This window comes from Pseudomonas sp. NPDC007930 (assembly GCF_042958985.1).
GTDB lineage: Bacteria > Pseudomonadota > Gammaproteobacteria > Pseudomonadales > Pseudomonadaceae > Aquipseudomonas.
The window spans coordinates 1-16,808 of sequence record NZ_JBIBKC010000011.1 but is presented as its reverse complement, the minus strand read 5'-3'; the positions used below and the strand labels follow the sequence as shown (position 1 = coordinate 16,808).

General features: G+C 66.9%; 18 protein-coding genes. 5 read left to right on the top strand and 13 right to left on the bottom strand.

All coding sequences use genetic code 11. The features are described from left to right. The 10 genes from ACFZCE_RS20020 to ACFZCE_RS19975 form a co-directional block, all read right to left on the bottom strand. Complete coding sequence (locus ACFZCE_RS20020; RefSeq protein WP_390942207.1) at positions 1-672, bottom strand: FCD domain-containing protein; 672 nt, start codon at positions 670-672, stop codon at positions 1-3. Between the two features lie 71 nt (positions 673-743). After that, positions 744-1,688 (bottom strand): dihydrodipicolinate synthase family protein, encoded by a 945-nt coding sequence (locus tag ACFZCE_RS20015; protein ID WP_390942206.1) that lies wholly within the window; start codon positions 1,686-1,688, stop codon positions 744-746. A gap of 32 nt (positions 1,689-1,720) precedes the next feature. Beyond that, complete coding sequence (locus tag ACFZCE_RS20010; protein WP_390942204.1) at positions 1,721-2,656, bottom strand: 4-hydroxyproline epimerase; 936 nt, start codon at positions 2,654-2,656, stop codon at positions 1,721-1,723. A 168-nt stretch (positions 2,657-2,824) separates the two neighbouring features. Next, a complete protein-coding gene (locus ACFZCE_RS20005) occupies positions 2,825-3,517 on the bottom strand; it encodes an RraA family protein (protein ID WP_390942202.1) in 693 nt (230 codons plus the stop codon). After that, entirely contained in the window at positions 3,514-4,581 is a 1,068-nt protein-coding gene (locus ACFZCE_RS20000) for an amidohydrolase family protein (protein WP_390942200.1), read from the bottom strand. The genes ACFZCE_RS20005 and ACFZCE_RS20000 overlap by 4 nt, the downstream gene beginning before the upstream one ends. Continuing rightward, the gene (locus ACFZCE_RS19995) at positions 4,581-5,309 is read right to left on the bottom strand and encodes an ATP-binding cassette domain-containing protein (protein WP_390942198.1); all 729 of its coding nucleotides are present in this window, start codon (positions 5,307-5,309) and stop codon (positions 4,581-4,583) included. Before ACFZCE_RS19995 ends, ACFZCE_RS20000 begins: the two co-directional genes overlap by 1 nt. Continuing rightward, the gene (locus ACFZCE_RS19990; RefSeq protein ID WP_390942196.1) at positions 5,306-6,052 is read right to left on the bottom strand and encodes an ABC transporter permease subunit; all 747 of its coding nucleotides are present in this window, start codon (positions 6,050-6,052) and stop codon (positions 5,306-5,308) included. The genes ACFZCE_RS19995 and ACFZCE_RS19990 overlap by 4 nt, the downstream gene beginning before the upstream one ends. Before the next feature lie 3 nt (positions 6,053-6,055). Further along, positions 6,056-6,757, bottom strand: coding sequence for an ABC transporter permease subunit (locus ACFZCE_RS19985; protein ID WP_390942194.1), 702 nt, complete (start codon positions 6,755-6,757; stop codon positions 6,056-6,058). Between the two features lie 43 nt (positions 6,758-6,800). After that, positions 6,801-7,601: a transporter substrate-binding domain-containing protein gene (locus ACFZCE_RS19980; protein ID WP_390942192.1), complete on the bottom strand. Its 801-nt coding sequence runs from the start codon at positions 7,599-7,601 to the stop codon at positions 6,801-6,803. 72 nt (positions 7,602-7,673) lie between these two features. Next, positions 7,674-8,879: an aminotransferase class I/II-fold pyridoxal phosphate-dependent enzyme gene (locus ACFZCE_RS19975; RefSeq protein ID WP_390942190.1), complete on the bottom strand. Its 1,206-nt coding sequence runs from the start codon at positions 8,877-8,879 to the stop codon at positions 7,674-7,676. A gap of 112 nt (positions 8,880-8,991) precedes the next feature. Between ACFZCE_RS19975 and ACFZCE_RS19970 the strand changes: the two genes are divergently transcribed. Continuing rightward, a complete protein-coding gene (locus ACFZCE_RS19970) occupies positions 8,992-9,891 on the top strand; it encodes a LysR substrate-binding domain-containing protein (RefSeq protein ID WP_390942188.1) in 900 nt (299 codons plus the stop codon). Between the two features lie 110 nt (positions 9,892-10,001). After that, positions 10,002-10,766, top strand: a complete 765-nt coding sequence (locus ACFZCE_RS19965; RefSeq protein WP_390942186.1) for a phosphatase PAP2 family protein — start codon at positions 10,002-10,004, stop codon at positions 10,764-10,766. Between the two features lie 52 nt (positions 10,767-10,818). On the opposite strand, the gene ACFZCE_RS19960 is transcribed toward ACFZCE_RS19965, so the two are convergent. From ACFZCE_RS19960 to ACFZCE_RS19950, 3 genes are all read right to left on the bottom strand, one after another. Beyond that, the gene (locus tag ACFZCE_RS19960; protein ID WP_390942184.1) at positions 10,819-11,592 is read right to left on the bottom strand and encodes an SDR family NAD(P)-dependent oxidoreductase; all 774 of its coding nucleotides are present in this window, start codon (positions 11,590-11,592) and stop codon (positions 10,819-10,821) included. Between the two features lie 160 nt (positions 11,593-11,752). Continuing rightward, positions 11,753-13,147 carry an MFS transporter gene (locus ACFZCE_RS19955; protein WP_390942182.1) on the bottom strand — a complete coding sequence of 465 codons (1,395 nt, stop codon included), beginning with the start codon at positions 13,145-13,147 and terminating at the stop codon, positions 11,753-11,755. Positions 13,148-13,289: 142 nt separating this feature from the next. After that, positions 13,290-13,544, bottom strand: a complete 255-nt coding sequence (locus ACFZCE_RS19950; RefSeq protein ID WP_390942180.1) for a hypothetical protein — start codon at positions 13,542-13,544, stop codon at positions 13,290-13,292. 174 nt (positions 13,545-13,718) lie between these two features. On the opposite strand from ACFZCE_RS19950, the gene ACFZCE_RS19945 reads away from it, so the two are divergent. The 3 genes from ACFZCE_RS19945 to ACFZCE_RS19935 are packed head-to-tail and all read left to right on the top strand — an operon-like array spanning position 13,719 to position 16,637. After that, positions 13,719-14,450: a UTRA domain-containing protein gene (locus tag ACFZCE_RS19945; RefSeq protein ID WP_390942178.1), complete on the top strand. Its 732-nt coding sequence runs from the start codon at positions 13,719-13,721 to the stop codon at positions 14,448-14,450. Between the two features lie 41 nt (positions 14,451-14,491). Beyond that, positions 14,492-15,778, top strand: coding sequence for an MFS transporter (locus ACFZCE_RS19940; protein WP_390942177.1), 1,287 nt, complete (start codon positions 14,492-14,494; stop codon positions 15,776-15,778). Positions 15,779-15,809: 31 nt separating this feature from the next. Continuing rightward, positions 15,810-16,637, top strand: a complete 828-nt coding sequence (locus ACFZCE_RS19935; protein ID WP_390942175.1) for an amidohydrolase family protein — start codon at positions 15,810-15,812, stop codon at positions 16,635-16,637. The last annotated feature ends 171 nt before the right edge of the window (positions 16,638-16,808 follow it).

Sequence of the window (16,808 nt, the reverse complement as noted above, 5' to 3'; positions counted from 1 at the left end):
TTAGGCCTGTGCGCCTTGCAGCAGGCTGCGCTCGAACACCGCGAGGATGCTCTCGCAGGCCTCGCGGATGTGCTGCTCAAGCAACTGGCAGGCCTGTTCACTGTGGCCGGCCCGGGCCAGCTCCAGCAGTTGCTGGTGCTCGCGCTCGGCTTTTTTGATTTCCTGGGAATACAGCAACTGCATGCGCACGTAGCGGTCGCACTTGGTGTTCAGGTGGCTGATCAGCGCCAGGGTTTCTGGCATCTCTGCCGCCTGGTACAGCGCCGTGTGGAACGCCGCGTTGAACTCGCTCCAGCCATCGACCTGGCGCCCGGCGTCCAGCGCCGCGTCGTACTCGCGCAGCAGTTGGCTGGCCTGCTCCAGGTGCGCGGCGCTCAGCCGTGGGATCGACTGCGCGAGCGCCTTGCCCTCGAGCAGCACGCGCAACTCGAACAACTCGCGGATGGTCGCGCTCGACAGCTCGGTGATGAACGCGCCACGGTGCGGGTGGAACTGCACCAGGCCTTCGGCCTCCAGGGCCAGCAGCGCCTCGCGCACCGGGATGCGGCTGACGCCGTAGTCCTGGGCGAGGGCGTCCTGGCGCAATTGCGCGCCGCCCTTGAACTCGCCACCGAGGATGCGTTTGCGCAGGTCGTCGGCCACATGCCCGGCGCGTGTCTTGATGATGCCCATGGTGTTCCCGACTCTACAAAGGTTGCGCAGTGTAGGCAGCCCGGCCGCTGGCGGCCAGGGCTGCGCTGGGCTCAGGCCGCGGCCAGGCGCCCCGGCCAGTTGCCGTACCATTCGCGGAACAGCGCGTACTGGCTGTGCGCGTAGTTGCGCTGGGCCTCGCTGAGGGCGTCGGTTTCATTGAAGTGCAGGCGGTAGGCAAGGTCACCATTGAGCACCATCAGGTACTTGTAATACAGCACCAGGTCGGTGCCTTCGTCGAACGACGACAACACCGCCAGCGCCTCGCTCAGTTCCAGCGCCTGCCGGCGCGCCAGTGCATCGCCCTTGGCTGCTTGCTTGCTCAGCGCCACCAGTTGCAGCACCTCGCGCGGCAGCGCATTGCCGATGCCGGTGATGGCGCCGCTGGCGCCGCAGTTGACGAAACCATGGAACACCTGGGTGTCTACCCCGGCCATGAGGATCACGCTGGCGCATTGCGAGGTGATGTGCTCGGCGGCGTAGCGCATGTCGGCGGCGCCGCCGAATTCCTTGAAGCCGACCAGGTTCGGGTACGCCGCGCGCAGGGCGAAGAACAGCTCGGCGCGGGTGGCGAAGCCATAATAGGGGCTGTTGTAGATCACCGCCGGCAGGCTGGGCGCGGCGCCGAGAATGGCCGAGAAATGATGCTTTTGCGCGGCCGGCGAGGAGCCGCGCGACAGCACCCGCGGGATCACCATCAAGCCCTGGGCGCCGACCTGTTGAGCGTGGGCGGCGTGGGCCACGGCCTCCTGGCTATTCACCGCGCCGGTGCCGACGATGGTCGGCACCCCGGCGGCCACCAGCCGCGCCACCCCTTCCTGGCGCTGCGCCTGGCTCAGCAGCGGCCAGTCGCCCATCGAACCGCAATACACCACCGCGCGCATGCCGGCGGCGATCAGCGCCTGGGCGGTGTTCACCAAGGCGTCGTAGTCCGGCGTGCGCTGGGCGGTGCAGGGGGTCATCAGGGCCGGGATGGTGCCGTTGAAAATATCGCTCATGGGGCTTCCTCGGGAGGGGGCGGGTAGGGGGCTCAGCGGGGTATGCCCCAGCCGAAGGCGTCGTTGGGGTCGATCAACAGGGTGCTGTCGGCGGTGACGAAGGCGCTGCCGGTGATGCTGGGGCGGATGCGTTGCTCGGGCAGTGGCGTGTAGCTGGCGCTGAACACACTGCCGGTGATACTTGCCTGCAGCCACTGTTCGCCCGGCGCCAGCTTGCCGTCGGCGGCCAGGCAGGCCAGCTTGGCGCTGGTGCCGGTGCCGCAGGGGGAGCGGTCGTAGGCCTTGCCGGGGCACATCACGAAATTGCGGCTGTCGGCGCCGGTGGTGGGGGCGAACAGCTCGATGTGGTCGATCGGCGCGCCGTGCTCACCGGTAATGCCTTGGGCCTGCAGCGCCTGGAGCAGGGCCCAGGTGTAGGCGCTGAGGGCATCGACGTGGGCCATTTCCAGTTGTTTGCCGTGGTCATTGACCAGGAAGAACCAGTTGCCGCCCCAAGCGATGTCGCCTTGCACCGCGCCGTAGCCGGGGACCTCGACGGTCACCTGTTGGCGATAACGGTAGGCGGGTACGTTTTGCACGGTCACGCTGAGGTCCGGGTGCAACACCGCGGTGACCGGGCCCACCGGGGTGTCGATGATGTGGCTGCCGGGTTGCAGGCGCCCCAGGTAATGCAACGAGGCGACCAGGCCGATGGTGCCGTGGCCGCACATGCCCAGGTAACCGGCATTGTTGAAGAAGATCACCCCGCAACTGGCGCCTTCGGAGGCCGGCTCGCACAGCAGCGCGCCCACCAGCACGTCGTTGCCGCGCGGCTCCAGCAGGCAGGCCTTGCGCCAGGCATCGTGGTCGCCGCGCAGGCTGTGCAGCTGCTCGGCCATGCTCTGGCCGGCCAGCGCCGGGAAGCCGGTGACCACCAGGCGGGTGGGTTCGCCGCCGGTGTGGGAGTCGATCACGTGGATGCGGTGCATGGCGGAGGGGCCTTGGCTGGGCCGGGATTGAAGATTTTATACAATCTACATTGGGTGACTGTAAAGGGTTGGCAGCGTATTGGCCCTACGCCCGTTGTGCCGTAATGGTGTTCACTTGTGAATGGTTTTACTGAGCGCATGGTCTGACCGGCCCTTCGCCCGGCAGCGTTACACCGCCACCGGCCCCTCCGGCAACAAGCACTGGCGCGCCCGCAACGCCTCGATCACCCAGCGGCGGTCACTGCGCCCGGCGGCGATCGCCGCCAGTTGGGCGTGCTCGGCGTCTGACTTGGCCTTGGCCTTGGCGTACACCGCCTCCAGCTCGGCAAAGGGCACGCAGAGCAGGCCGTCTTCGTCACCGATGATCAGGTCGCCCGGCTCGATCACCATGCCGTTGATCGCGACCGCCACGTTGACCTCGCCGGGGCCATCCTTGTAAGGGCCGCGATGGGTCACGCCGGCGGCGTACACCGGCAGCGAGTGTTCGGCGATTGCCCGTGAGTCGCGGATCGCGCCATTGATCACGAAGCCGCCCAGGCCCTTGTGCTCGGCGTAGGTGGTCATCAGTTCGCCGATCATGGCGTTGGTCAGGTCGCCGCCGGCGTCCACCACCAGCACGTCGCCAGGGGCGGCGATGTCCATCGCGTAGTGCAGCATCAGGTTATCGCCAGGGCGGCACTTGACCGTCAGCGCCGGGCCGGCGAGCACGCCGCCGCGGTGCATGGGCCGCAGCGCCGCGCCGGCGGCGGCCATGCGCGCCATCGAATCGCTGATATTGGCCACGGGCAGCGCGCGAAAGCGCTCGACTTGCTCCGCGCTGACCTGGCGGGTGCGTGGCAGAACTCTGAAACCTACAGTCATGGTGTGTGCTCTCGTTGGGGCGGCAGGCTGATGCGGTACAGCGCGGCGGCCGTTTGGCTGAACAGGTGGGCCCGCTCGAACGGGCTGAAGCCCTCGGTCAGGCGTTTGAAGGCGTTCCACAGCACGGCGTAGCCGTACATGCCCTTGTCGACCGGGAAGTTGCTCTCGAACAGGCAGCGTTGGGCGCCGAAGCAGTCGATGCCGTGGAGGATGTACGGGCGCCAGAGCGCGGCCAACTGCGCCGAGGTGGGCGGCAGCGGTTGCTGGTGCAGGTCGAAACCACTCACCTGCATGCCCAGCCCACCGAGCTTGAGGCTGACGTTGGCGCACCGCGCCAGGCGCCGCAGCTTGCCGGCCCAGTCGCTGAATACGGCATCACGCTGGCCCTGATAAGGGCCCGCGCCCAACGGCCCGCCCAGGTGGTTGAGGACGATGGGTTGCTCGGGCAGGCGCGTGGCCAGGGCGAGCACTTCATCGAGCTGGCTGTGGTAGGCCCACACCTCCAGCAGCAGGCCGTGCCGGGCCAGGCAACGCGCGCCCTGGAGGAAGGCGGTTTCGCTGAGCACGCCGGCCGGCGGCGGGTTGGGGTTGGTCAGCAGCCGTGGGTCGGCGTGCCAGGCGGTGGTGTTGCGCACGCCGCGCAGGCGCGGCCCGGCGCGCTCGAGCATTTCTTCGAGCACCGGCGCCACCCGCTCGCCCAGGCGCAGGTCGGCGCCGGCGATGATCGCCGCGTTCATCCGCGTGGGGCCATACAGGCCACTGGCGCTGCGCGCGGCCACGCCGGCGGCGAACTGCACCTCGCCGACGCTGCGAAAGGCCTCGGCGCGCTGCAAGTCGAACATCGAGCGGCACTGCACGTACACCGTGGCCAGCACGTGGTGGCCGCCCTGGTCGATGTCGGCCTGGTACTCGTCGAACAGGTAACGCTGGCCGGGGCGGTCCCACAGGTGGTGGTGGGCGTCGATGATCGGCAGCGCGGGCTCGCGCGCGGCTTCGGCGACCTGCGCCAGCCAGGCCGGGCGCACTGGCAGGTGAGGGGAGCGCGGTGCGGGTTCGCGGTGCATCAGTGCGCCCGGATGTCGGCGATGAACTTGGCCGCGCGCGGGTGCCGCGGGGCCGTGAAGAAGGCCTCGGGCGTGGCCCGCTCGAGCACCTGGCCGGCGTCCATGAACCAGATGCGGTCGGCCACTTCGCGGGCGAAGCCCATTTCATGGGTCACGCAGATCATGGTCATGCCTTCGGCGGCCAAGGCTTTCATCACCTGCAGCACTTCGCCGACCATCTCAGGGTCCAGCGCGCTGGTGGGCTCGTCGAACAGCATCACCGGTGGCTCCATCGCCAGCGCCCGGGCGATCGCCACCCGTTGCTGCTGGCCGCCGGAAAGCTGCGCCGGCATGGCATCGGCCTTGTGCGCCAGGCCCACCTTGGCCAGCAGCGCCTGGGCCTTTTGCGCGGTGCTGGGTTTGTCGCGCTTGAGCACCGTCAGCGGGCCGATCATCACGTTGTCGAGCACGCTCATGTGCGGGAACAGGTTGAAGTTCTGGAACACAAAACCAATGCGGCTGCGCAGTGCGTTGAGGTCCTTGCGCGCGGCGTGCACGTTTTGCCCGTTGACCTCGATGCTGCCGCCCTGGATGGCTTCGAGGCGGTTGACGGTGCGGATCAGCGTCGACTTGCCCGAGCCCGACGGCCCGCACACCACCACCACTTCGCCGGCGGCCACGGTTTCGTTCACCTCATGCAGGGCGCGGTAAGCGCCGTACCATTTGTTGACGCCTTTGAATTCGATCATTTGCGTTGCCCCACGAGTACGGGTTGGCCATCGCTGCCGCTGCCCGCCGCGCTGCGCACACCGCTGCGCTTGCGCGCCACGGCGCCCTCCAGCCACTTGGCCAGGCGGCTGAGCGAGAAGCACAGCACGAAGTAGAAGCCGGCCAGCAGCAGGTACACCTGAAACGGCTGGGTCAGCAGTTGGTTGTTCACCTGGTATGCCGCGAAGGTCACTTCCTGGGTACCGATCAGGTAGGCCAGCGAGGTGTTCTTGGTGATCAGGATGAACTGGTTGAGGATGCTCGGCAGCATGTTGAACAGCGCCTGCGGCAGCACCACTTTGCGCAGGGTCTGGGCATAGCTCAGGCCGATCGCCCGCGAGGCTTCGACCTGGCCCGTGGGCACCGCGTTGATGCCGGCGCGCACCACTTCACCAAGGAACGCGCCCTCGTACACCACCAGCGCGACGATCATCGTGACCGTGCCGGAGATGTTCACCCCGGTGACCAGCGGCACCACGAAGTACGCCCAGAAAATCAGCAGCACCAGCGGGATCGAGCGCACCAGGAAGGTGTAGCCGGTGGCCAGGTTGCGCACCGGCGCCAGGCTGGAGGTGCGCGCCACGCCGATCAGCACCGCCAGTGGAAACGACAGCAGCAGGCTGGCGATGGCCAGCAGCAGGGTAAGCGCCAGGCCGCCGAGCGGGCCGTTGGGGTATTGGCCGACCAGCAGCATCACCCCGTAGTTGTGCAGAATGTCCAGCATGGGTTACCTCGCCACGCGCACGGCGATGCGCCGTTGCCACAGGCCACCGAGGGTCATCAGGGTCCAGGAGCCGACCAGGTAGAAGAGGCTGGCGACGGCGAAGCTCTGGAAGGTCATGTAGGTTTCGCCTTCGATCTGGCGGGTGACGTACATCATTTCGCCGGTGCCGATGGCCATCGCCAGGGCGGTCGACTTGAACAGCGCCAGGGCCTGGTTCACCAAGGCCGGCGCGGCGGCCCGCACGGCCTGCGGGATCAGCACCTTGCGCAAGGTTTGCAGGCCGCTCATGCCCAGCGCCGTGGCCGCCTCGCGCTGGCCGGCGGGCAGGGCGCGAAAACCGCTGCGCAGGTCTTCGCTGGTGTAGGCGGCGGCGTTCAGGGTCAAGGCGATCACCGCGAAGACCATTTCCCCGCCTTGGGCGTTGACCCAGTCCTGGGCCGCCATCGGCAGCAGTTGCGGCACGCCGAAGTACCACACGAACAACTGCACCAGGCTCGGCACGTTACGGTGGTATTCAACGAAGCCATCGACCAGCCAGCCGGCCGCGCGCCAAGGCAGCAGGCGCAGGCTCATCAACACGCAGGCCAGGGCAAAGCCCAGCACCGCGCAGATCAAGAACAGCTGCAAGGTGACGGCGATGCCGCCGAGAAACAGCTGCAGGTAGCTGCCCTGCAAGAGGGAAGCGAAGCCATGGAATACAGACACGGGTACCTCCAACCGGGCCGCCGGGGCGGCGGCCCGAGGGCGATCATTCGAAGGCCGAGAGCGGGGTCAGTTTTTTCTCGCGCACCAGCTGGAATTCGGTGCTGGGGCCGTACCATTTGTCCCACAGCGCTTGCAGCTCGCCGCTGCTTTCCATGGTTTGCAGGGCGCTGTCCAAGGCCTGGGTGAGGGCTTCTTCGCCTTTCTTGATGCCCAGGCAGTTCGGCTCGAAATGCAGCGCCTGGTCAAGAAAGTGCATGTTCTGCGCGCGCGCATGGAAGCGGATCGCGGCCGGTTCGGTCATGGCCATGCCCTGGGTCTTGCCTTGTTGCAGGGCGAGAAACGCCGACGGCGCGTCTTCGAAGGCGACCACGCTGGACTCAGGCAATTGCTGGCGGGCGTACAGCTCTGGGGTGGAGCTTTTGATCGCGCTGACCCGCTTGCCCTTGAGGTCGTCGAAGGTGTTGATGGCTGGGTCTTTGACCAGAATCTTGATCGGCACCTGGTAGTACGCGGCGGAGAAGTTGATCTGCTCGGCGCGTTCCTTGGTGTAGCCGAGGGCGGCGGCCACCACGTCGGCGCGGCCGGAGACCAGCGCCGGGATCCGCGAGCTGACCGAAATCCCCTGCAGCTCAGGCTTGAGCCCCAGGTGCTGGGCCAGGGCCTTGCACACGTCAACGTCGAGGCCGACGATTTCCCGGGTGGTGGGGTCTTGGTAGCCCAGTGGCACGCTGTCGGTGAGGGTGGCGCAGCGCAGGGTGCCGCGCGCCTTGGCGTCGTCCAGGGCATCGGCCATGGCGGTGGTACAGGCCAACAGGCCCACTACAGCGAAAATTGCCCGTTTCATAGTCAGTTCTCTGTTTTACGGTGAGGGCAGAAGGGTAACGCGCAGCTGTTCTTGTTGTTCTGGTCGTTGCGCTCAGGCCAGCGCTTCGCAGGCCGCCTTGATGCGCTGGCAACCGTCTTCGATGACCTCGGTAGAGGTGGCGAACGACAGCCGCAGGTAGGGCGACAACCCGTAGGCGGCGCCATGCAGCACCGCCACATTGGCCGCTTCGAGCAAGTAGTTGCGCACGTCGAGGTCGCTGTTCAGCACCTGCCCACCGGGGGTGCGCTTGCCCAGCAGGCCGGCGCAGTTGGGGTAGGCATAGAAAGCGCCCTCGATCGGCCGGCAGTGCAGCCCGGGCACGCTGTTCAGGCGCTGCATGATGAGCTCGCGGCGGCTGGCGAACAGCCCGGCGGCGTGCGCCACGAAGCTTGCGCCGTCGTTTAGCGCGGCCGCCGCGGCCGCCTGGTTGATGCCCGCCGCGCCGCCCACGCTTTGCGACATCAGCTTGTCCATGGCGTTGATCAGCGGCGCCGGGCCGCCGGCAAAGCCGATGCGCCAGCCGGTCATCGCATAGGCCTTCGACACCCCGTTGATCACCAGCGTGCGGGCCTTCAATTCAGGGGCCAGGCGCGCCGGCGCGGCCAGCGCCTGGCCGAGGTAGTTGAAGTGTTCGTAGATCTCGTCGGTCATCAGCCACACCTGCGGGTGGCGGACCAGCACCTCGCACAAGCCCTGCAGTTCGGCCTGGCTGTAGATGGCGCCGCTGGGGTTGTTGGGGGTGTTGAGCACCAGCCACTTGGTCCGTGGGGTGATTGCCGCCTGCAACTGCGCGGGGGTGATCTTGAAGCCCTGCGCATCCGGGCAGGGCACGATCACCGGCACGCCGCCGTTGAGCTGCACTACATCCGGGTAAGACACCCAATACGGCGCCGGGATGATCACCTCGTCGCCTGCGTCCACGGTGCAACTGAAGGCGGTGTAGATCAACTGCTTGGCGCCAGCGCCGACGATGATTTCATTCAGCGCGTAGTCCAGGCCGTTGTCCCGTTGGAACTTGCGCTGTACCGCGCGCTTGAGCAGCGGTGTGCCGCTGGTTGCGGTATAGCGGGTGTGCCCGGCCAAGGCCGCGGCATGGGCCGCCTCGATGGCCAGCGCCGGGCTGTCGAGGTCGGGTTCGCCGGCGGTGAAGTCAAGCACGTCGCGGCCCTGGGCGAGCAGTTCGGTCACGCGGGCCTTGGCCGCGACACTGGCGGAGGGGCTGAAGCGATCGAGGCGGGCAGACAACGGATACGACATGGCGGGGCCTTTGCGAATGCGGCGGAAGATGCAGCGAGAGTAAAGCTGGGCGTTTTTTAAAAATAACGATATTTTGGCCGTTACTTTCATCGCATTAGGGCATGAGTGAGCCATGATCACCCTCAAGCAGGTCGAGGCGGTGTTCTGGGTGGCGCGGCTGGGCAGTTTCGACGCCGCGGCAGACCACCTCAACACTACCCAGTCGGCTATTTCCAAGCGCATCCAGGACCTCGAAGGCCGTTACGGCCAGGCGCTGTTCGACCGCAGCGGCCGCAAGGCCCTGCTCACTCCGCTGGGGGAGCAGATCGCACGGCTGGCCGAGCCGTTGCTGGAGCAGCGCGACGTGCTCCTGCAAACCCTCGAAAGCCCGGCCACGCTGCAACGCAAGCTGCGCCTGGGGGTCACCGAGCTGACCGCCCTGACCTGGCTGCCCGACCTGGTGCAGGGCATCCGCGCGCAGTACCCGCGGGTTGAGATCCTGCCGGAGGTGGACGTCAGCCCGGTGCTGTATGCGCGGCTCGAAAGCAACTCGATCGACCTGATCATCGTGCCGGATATTTTCACCGACAGCCGCTTCGCCAACCAGCCGCTGCACGCGGTGGAAAACGCCTGGATGTGCGCGCCCGGGCAAGTTGGCGGCGCCTCGGCGATGCCCCTGCAGCAACTCGCCGAGCGCACCCTGGCGCTGCAAAGCGGCCAGTCCGGGATGGGCCGCGCCTATGGCCAGTGGTTTCGCCAGCACGGGGTCGACGTGAGCCGAGCGATCTTCTGCAACAACTTGCTGGCGCAGATCGGCCTCGCGGTCAGCGGCCTGGCCACCTCCTACCTGCCGCGGCACTCGCTGCAGCGGATGATCGACCAAGGCCAGCTCACTGTGCTGGACGTGACCCCGGTGCTGCCGCCGTTGCCCTACAAGGCGATTTTCCGGGCCCATGAGGATGACCCGTTCATTGGCGCGATGGTGGCGATTGCGCGGCAGGTGTGTGACTTTCGCAAGCTGATCATGCACTGAGGCCCCTCCAGCCCCCGGCCTTACCGAAATTTCACATTTTCTTGGGCTGGCTTTGACCGCCAGCCCCCCACGCTAGGGGATGACAAGCAGGTGGGGCGGCGGGCGGCAGTATGATTTCCTTCACAGTGGTTTCCGTGGTGATATTGCCGGCCATCATGTTGCGCTTGCTGTTGCGCAGCTTCAGCACCGCGGCGCTGTTCGGCCCCGCTACCCACGGCGCTTCGGCGGCGCCGGTGGCGGTGCGCCAGCGGCGTATCCGCGGGGTGCAATACGGCATGGCCGGGACCGGCCTGCTGGCCGTTGTGCTCACTGTGCTGGTGATCGAGTGGGCCGGGCTGAGCAGCTTCGACACCTTCCTCAACCAGGCCTTCGTGGCGGTTCGCGCGCCGGCGGTGGTGCACCTGTTCTACGCCATCACCCTGTTCGGCACCCTCTACGGCATGGCCTTTATCGCCGCGCTGGTGTCTGGCCTGTGCTGGCTCACCGGCCGTGGCGTGGTGGTGCTGCCGCTGTGGGTGGCGTTCGCCGGCGCGGAGCTGACCACGTGGTCGATGAAGCTGCTGATCGACCGGCCACGGCCGCCGACCTTGCACGGCATTTTCGAACTGTCACCGTCGTTTCCCAGCAGCCACGCCACCGCCACCACCGCGGTGATCGGCTATATCGCACTGCTGCTGGCCAACGGTTTGCCCTCGCGCGGGCTCAGGCTCGAGGCGGTGTTCTGGGCCACCCTGGTGATCGTGATGATCTGCCTGAGCCGCTTGATCCTCAGCCTGCACTACGCCAGCGACGTGCTCGAAGGGGCCTTGGTCGGGGGCTTCTGGGCGTTTGCCGGGGCGTGGCTGTACCACCGCCGGCAGCTAAGCAACGGCTAGAGCAGCGCAAGGCCTGGCCGTTTAGCCTGATGGCGCACTGAGCGCGGGGTGGTCACACCACGCTGGTCAGGCCGCCGTCGACGATCAGCATTTGCCCATTGACGAAGTCTGAGGCCGCCGAGGCGAGGAACACCGCGGCGCCGCACAGCTCTTCGACCCGGCCCCAACGGCCGGCCGGGGTGCGCTTGCACAACCACTGGGAGAACTCCGGGTTCTCCACCAGCGCTTGGTTCATCTGGGTTTCGAAATAACCGGGGGCCAAGCCGTTGGCCTGGATGCCGTGCCGCGCCCAGTCGGCGCACATGCCTTTGGTGAGCATCTTCAGCGCGCCCTTGGAGGCGGCGTAGGGGGCGATGGTCGGGCGGCCCAGTTCACTCTGCACCGAACAGATGTTGATGATCTTGCCGCGCCCGCGGCCGATCATGTGCCGGGCCACGGCCTGGGAGGCATGGAACACGCCGTCGAGGTTGACCCGCATCAGCGCTTGCCAGTCTTCGGCGGCGAAGTCTTCCAGCGGCGCGCGGCGCTGGATGCCGGCATTGTTCACGAGGATGTCGATCGCGCCGGTGTCGGCTTCAAAGGCGTCGATGGCGCTGAACACTCGCTCGCGCTCGGTCACGTCGAACACCAGGGCCTGCGCCGCCAGGCCTTCTGCGCGCAACTGGCCGGCGGCGCGCTCGGCGCTGGCGCCGTCGCGGGCGTTGATCACCACGCTGGCGCCAGCGGCGCCCAGGCCACGGGCCAGCTCCAGGCCGATGCCTTTGCCGGAACCGGTGATCAAGGCCCTGCGGCCATGGAGTTGGAAGCTGCTGAGGTCGAAGGGCATGGAGGGCTCCGTGGGTCGTTGTTCACGGCCAGTGTAGGGCATGTGCGGCCCTTCGCCCGGCACAGCCGGCCTCCCACGAGGTTGGTGTAAGTACCTGATTTACTAGGCAACACAGAACCCGTGGGAGGCCGGCTGTGCCGGGCGAAGGGCCCTCGAACCCTTAGTGCGCGATCCGCTCCAACGCCAGGTTGCGCGTGCGCGGCCCGAACCCGCCGATGGTCAGGGTCACCACCAGCATGCTCGAGACGATGAACGCCAGCACCCCGGGGGTGCCCCAGTGTTCCAGGAAGAAGCCGATCATCAGGCTGCTGAACACCGTGCTCAAGCGGCTGAACGAGTAGCAGAAGCCCACCGCGCGGGCGCGGATGTGGGTGGGGAACATCTCGCTCTGGTAGGCGTGGTAGGCGAAGGTCAGCCAGGCGTTGCAGAAGGTGATCATCACCCCGCAGCACACCAGCCCCAGCGGCGTGCTCTGCACGGCGAACAGGGTGCCGAAGATCACCGTGCCGATCGCCGAGCCGACGATCTGCCATTTATTCTCGAAACGGTTGGCCCAGCGGGTGAACAACAGCGGGCCGAGCGGGTAGGCCAGGGTGATGATGAAGGCGTAGCCCAAGCTGTGGGTGGCCTCCATCCCCTTGCCGGCCAGCAGCGCCGGCAGCCAGTTGCCAAAGCCAAAGAAACCGATCGCCTGGAAGAAGTTGAAGGCGATCAGCATGAACGCGCGGCGGCGGTAGGGCGGCTTCCAGATGTCGGCGAAGCGGCCGTGCTTCTCGAGCAGCACGGTTTCCGGCTCAGGCTCGGCCAGCGGCGCGCCGTGTTCGCGCAGGCAGCGCGCCTCGAGCGCGCCCACCACCTCATCGGCGCGGGCGAAGTGGCCATGCTGGGCCAGCCAGCGCGGGGATTCCGGCAAGCGCTTGCGCAGCCACCAGATGAACAGCGCGAACACCGCGCTGGCCAGCACCACCCAGCGCCAGCCGGCCACGCCGAACGGCGCCTGCGGCACCAGCCACCAGCTCATCAGCGCCACCGCCGGCACCGACAGGAACTGCACGAAAAACGCAAAGGCGAACGCCGAGGTGCGCATGCGCTTGGGTACCAGCTCGGAGAGGTAGGTGTCGATGGTCACCAGTTCGATGCCCAAGCCAATGCCGACGAAGAACCGGCACACGATCAAGCCCATGGCCGTGGATTGCAGCCCCATCACCACGGTGGCGGCGGTGTACCAGATCAGCGCGAAGGTGAACACCGTGCGCCGGCCGAAGCGGTCGGCGATCGGGCTGAGCAGGCTGGCGCCGAAGAACAGGCCGAGAAAGGTCGCCGAGGCGAAGGCGGCTTGGTCCGACACGCCAAAGGCGCCTTCGGCACCGCTGGCGAAGATCCCGGCCTTGATCAGCCCAGGGCTGATATAAGCGGTTTGGAACAGGTCGTACAGCTCGAAAAAGCCGCCAATCGACAGCAGCGCAACGAGCTTCCACAGGCTGGCTACGGCAGGCAAACGGTCGATACGGGCAGAGATGGCGGCGACGCGGCTGGCGTCGGAAGGGGCGTGCATGGCGGGCGGGGCCTTGATGAAAAAGCTGAAGCGGCCACTATACCGAAATAGATGTAACTAAATTTTGCAAAAGCGGGCGGGGTGGCGGTTGCTGGCGCTATAGCGTTGCGCCAGCAGCCTGTTTGGCGCAATTAATCACTGATTAATGCGGTTGCAGCGCACGGCCGTGATCAAGGTGTTGGTCTACCAGCCAGCGGCCGTGGGCCAACGACGCCTGCTGCGCGCGCGGCAACTCGGCCAGGTATTGGGCCTGCACCGGCAGCGGCAGGCGCCGCGTGGTTTCCCCGTCCGGGGTGGTGATCCGGCAGCCGCCGGCCCAAGGGGTGGGGATGCCGGGGTGTTCTTCAACCTGAGCGACGATGGTGTGTTCGCGGTGGGTGCATTGGGCCAGGCTCATGGGGGGCTCTCCTGTGTGGGTCTTGTTCACAGGGGAACACCGGGCTGCGGCAAGGTTCACATCTTCCGACCGGCGTCGCGGGCCACGCCTTGACGCCTGTGCCATCACGGCCGATACTTTCGGCCAGTATTCATCTATATGACTATATAACTACAACAGTGAGTGAGGCCACGCATGAATGCCTTGTCCAGCGATGAACGTTTGCCCCTTTACCAGCGCCTGCGCGACCAGCTTGCCCGGCAGATCGCCGACAACCGCTGGAAAGCCGGCGAGGCCATCCCCACCGAGGCGGCCCTGGCCACTGAGTATGGCTTGTCGATCGGCACCGTGCGCAAGGCGGTAGACATGCTCGTCAGCGAGCGCATCCTCGAGCGCCAGCAGGGCCGCGGCACCTACATTCGCCGCGCGCAGTTTCGCGACTCGCTGTTTCGCTTCTTTCGTTTTCAGAACCTGCAGGGCGAACGCCTGGTACCGGAAAGCCGCATTCTCTCGGTCACCCCGCTGGCGGCGCCGGCGGTGGTCAGCTACGCCCTGCAACTGCCCGGCGATGCCCCGGTGATCCGCATTCAGCGGGTGCGCCTGCTTGAAGGCGAAGCGGTGCTGGCCGAGGAAATCTGGCTGCCGCGCGCGCCGTTCGAAGCCATCCTCAGCCTCGACCTGGCGGCCGAGGGCCCACTGCTGTACCCCATCTATGAAGAACTCTGCGGCCAGGTGATCGCCTCGGCCGACGAAACCCTCACCGCCGAGCCGGTCGATGCCGAGCATGCCCAGTGGCTGGGCATCGCCCCGCACAGCCCGGTGGTGGTGATCGAACGCCTGGCCCGCGGTTATGCCGGGCAACCGCTGGAGTGGCGGCGTTCGCGCGGGCACGCGCGGCACTTTCGCTACAGCGTCGAAATTCGCTAGCACCCTTGCCAACATACAACACGAATAAGGACTACAACCCGATGTTCTCTTGGTACCGCGACATTACCGCGCGCGAGCGCAAAACATTCTGGGCCTGCTTTGGCGGTTGGGCGCTGGACGCCCTGGAAACCCAGATGTTCGGCCTGGCGATCCCGGCCCTGCTGGCCGCCTTTGCCCTGAGCAAGGGCGACGCTGGCTTGATCAGCGGCGTGACCCTGGTCACCTCGGCCCTCGGTGGCTGGGTCGGCGGTACCTTGTCTGACCGTTACGGCCGGGTGCGCACCCTGCAATGGATGATCCTCTGGTTCTCGCTGTGCACGTTCCTCTCGGCGTTCGTTACCGGCTTCGAGCAACTGGTGGTGATCAAGGCCCTGCAAGGCTTTGGCATCGGCGGTGAATGGGCCGCCGGCGCGGTGTTGATGGCCGAGTCGATCAACCCGCGTTACCGCGGCAAGGTGATGGGCACCGTGCAAAGCGCCTGGGCCTGGGGTTGGGGCCTGGCGGTGGGGCTGTACACGCTGATCTACTCGTACCTGCCGCAGGATTACGCCTGGCGGGTGATGTTCATCGTTGGCCTGCTGCCGGCGCTGTTGATCATCTGGGTACGGCGCAATGTCGAGGAACCGGAAGCCGCCGTGCGCCAGCGCAAGCGCGCCGAAAACCGGCCGTTCTTCGCCTCGCTGGCGGGCATCTTCCGCCCTGAGCTGCTGCGCGTGACCCTGCTCGGCGGCATCCTCGGCTTGGGCGCCCACGGCGGTTACCACGCGGTGATGACCTGGCTGCCAACCTTCCTCAAGACCGAGCGCAACCTCACCGTGCTCAGCTCCGGCAGCTACCTGGCGGTGATCATCTTCGCCTTCTTCTGTGGCTGCGTGGCCAGTGGCGTGCTGATCGACAAACTCGGCCGGCGCAAGAACATCATCCTCTTCGCGCTGTGCTGCGTGATCACCGTGCAGTGCTATGTGTTCCTGCCGCTGAGCAACACCCAGATGCTCTTCCTGGGCTTCCCGCTGGGCTTCTTCGCCGCCGGGATTCCGGCCAGCCTGGGGGCGTTCTTCAACGAGCTGTACCCGGCCGACGTGCGCGGCGCCGGGGTGGGCTTTTGCTACAACTTCGGCCGAGTGCTGTCGGCGGTGTTCCCGTTCCTGGTCGGCCACATGAGCGAAAGCATGTCGCTGGGCTCGGCGATCGGCATCGACGCCGGCATCGCCTACGGCGTGGCCGTGCTGGCGGCGCTGCTGCTGCCGGAAACCCGCGGGCGCAACCTCGATACCGCCGAGCCGGCCGGGCATGGCGCGCCGTCCAGCGCCAGCCCGTCGCAAGCCTGACCGCTACTTTTACCCGACTGATGTGATGACGATGCAGACTGCTCCCCGCCTGGCCGTGACCGCTGTCGATGGCCACGCCCATGTGTTCGACCGCTCCCTGGCGCTGACCGAAGGCCGGCGCTACACCCCTGACTACGACGCCACCCTGGCGCAGTGGTTGGGCCACCTCGACGCCCACGGCCTGAGCCATGGCGTGTTGGTGCAGCCGAGCTTCCTCGGCACCGACAACAGCCACCTGCTCGCCGCGCTGGCGCAGCAGCCGCAGCGCCTGCGTGGGGTGGCGGTGGTCGAGCCGGGGATCGGCGCCGAGGCGCTGCAGGCGCTGCACGCCCAGGGCGTGGTGGGCATCCGCCTGAACCTGATGGGCCAGCCGATGCCCGACCTCGCCGCGCCGCACTGGCAACCGTTGCTGGGCGCGGTGGCGGAACTCGGTTGGCATGTCGAGCTGCACCGCCAGGTCGAAGACATCCCGGCGCTGTGCACGGTGCTGCGCGAGCGCGGCTGCAAGGTGGTGGTCGACCACTTTGGCCGCCCCCATGCCGGCTTCGGCGTGTTGCACCCGACCTTCCAGCGCTTGCTCGATTGGGGCCGCGACGGCGGGGTGTGGGTCAAGGTGTCGGCGATCTACCGCCTCGGCGGCACCCAGGCGGAAAACCTCGCCTTCGCCCGCGCCGCGTTGCCGCTGCTGCTCGAGCACTTCGGTGCCGAGCGGCTGGTGTGGGGCAGCGATTGGCCACACACCCAGCATGAGCAGTTGAGCTATGCCGACCAGTTGGCGCTGCTCGAGCAGGCGTTGCCTTGCCCCGAGCAGCGCCAGGCGCTGCGGGTGCGGGGTGCGCGGGCGTTGTTTGGGTTCTAGGGCCTGTCGCCAGATGTGTGTAAGCCACTGATTTTGGAAGCAACACAGACCCCGTGGGAGGCCGTGGTCCGGCACTCCGGCTGTGCCGTAATGCTGTTCACTTAAGCCATTTCACGGCTTTACGGAAGAGATCAATCTGTGAGCTCTGCTGATTTTGTGCATGAGCTTCAG

Excerpts from the sequence above, each read along its gene's own strand:
- ACFZCE_RS20020 (WP_390942207.1), bottom strand. The coding sequence starts at position 672 with ATGGGCATCATCAAGACACGCGCCGGGCATGTGGCCGACGACCTGCGC.
- ACFZCE_RS20015 (WP_390942206.1), bottom strand. The coding sequence starts at position 1,688 with ATGAGCGATATTTTCAACGGCACCATCCCGGCCCTGATGACCCCCTGC.
- ACFZCE_RS20010 (WP_390942204.1), bottom strand. The coding sequence starts at position 2,656 with ATGCACCGCATCCACGTGATCGACTCCCACACCGGCGGCGAACCCACC.
- ACFZCE_RS20005 (WP_390942202.1), bottom strand. The coding sequence starts at position 3,517 with ATGACTGTAGGTTTCAGAGTTCTGCCACGCACCCGCCAGGTCAGCGCG.
- ACFZCE_RS20000 (WP_390942200.1), bottom strand. The coding sequence starts at position 4,581 with ATGCACCGCGAACCCGCACCGCGCTCCCCTCACCTGCCAGTGCGCCCG.
- ACFZCE_RS19995 (WP_390942198.1), bottom strand. The coding sequence starts at position 5,309 with ATGATCGAATTCAAAGGCGTCAACAAATGGTACGGCGCTTACCGCGCC.
- ACFZCE_RS19990 (WP_390942196.1), bottom strand. The coding sequence starts at position 6,052 with ATGCTGGACATTCTGCACAACTACGGGGTGATGCTGCTGGTCGGCCAA.
- ACFZCE_RS19980 (WP_390942192.1), bottom strand. The coding sequence starts at position 7,601 with ATGAAACGGGCAATTTTCGCTGTAGTGGGCCTGTTGGCCTGTACCACC.
- ACFZCE_RS19975 (WP_390942190.1), bottom strand. The coding sequence starts at position 8,879 with ATGTCGTATCCGTTGTCTGCCCGCCTCGATCGCTTCAGCCCCTCCGCC.
- ACFZCE_RS19970 (WP_390942188.1), top strand. The coding sequence starts at position 8,992 with ATGATCACCCTCAAGCAGGTCGAGGCGGTGTTCTGGGTGGCGCGGCTG.
- ACFZCE_RS19965 (WP_390942186.1), top strand. The coding sequence starts at position 10,002 with ATGATTTCCTTCACAGTGGTTTCCGTGGTGATATTGCCGGCCATCATG.
- ACFZCE_RS19960 (WP_390942184.1), bottom strand. The coding sequence starts at position 11,592 with ATGCCCTTCGACCTCAGCAGCTTCCAACTCCATGGCCGCAGGGCCTTG.
- ACFZCE_RS19955 (WP_390942182.1), bottom strand. The coding sequence starts at position 13,147 with ATGCACGCCCCTTCCGACGCCAGCCGCGTCGCCGCCATCTCTGCCCGT.
- ACFZCE_RS19950 (WP_390942180.1), bottom strand. The coding sequence starts at position 13,544 with ATGAGCCTGGCCCAATGCACCCACCGCGAACACACCATCGTCGCTCAG.
- ACFZCE_RS19945 (WP_390942178.1), top strand. The coding sequence starts at position 13,719 with ATGAATGCCTTGTCCAGCGATGAACGTTTGCCCCTTTACCAGCGCCTG.
- ACFZCE_RS19940 (WP_390942177.1), top strand. The coding sequence starts at position 14,492 with ATGTTCTCTTGGTACCGCGACATTACCGCGCGCGAGCGCAAAACATTC.
- ACFZCE_RS19935 (WP_390942175.1), top strand. The coding sequence starts at position 15,810 with ATGCAGACTGCTCCCCGCCTGGCCGTGACCGCTGTCGATGGCCACGCC.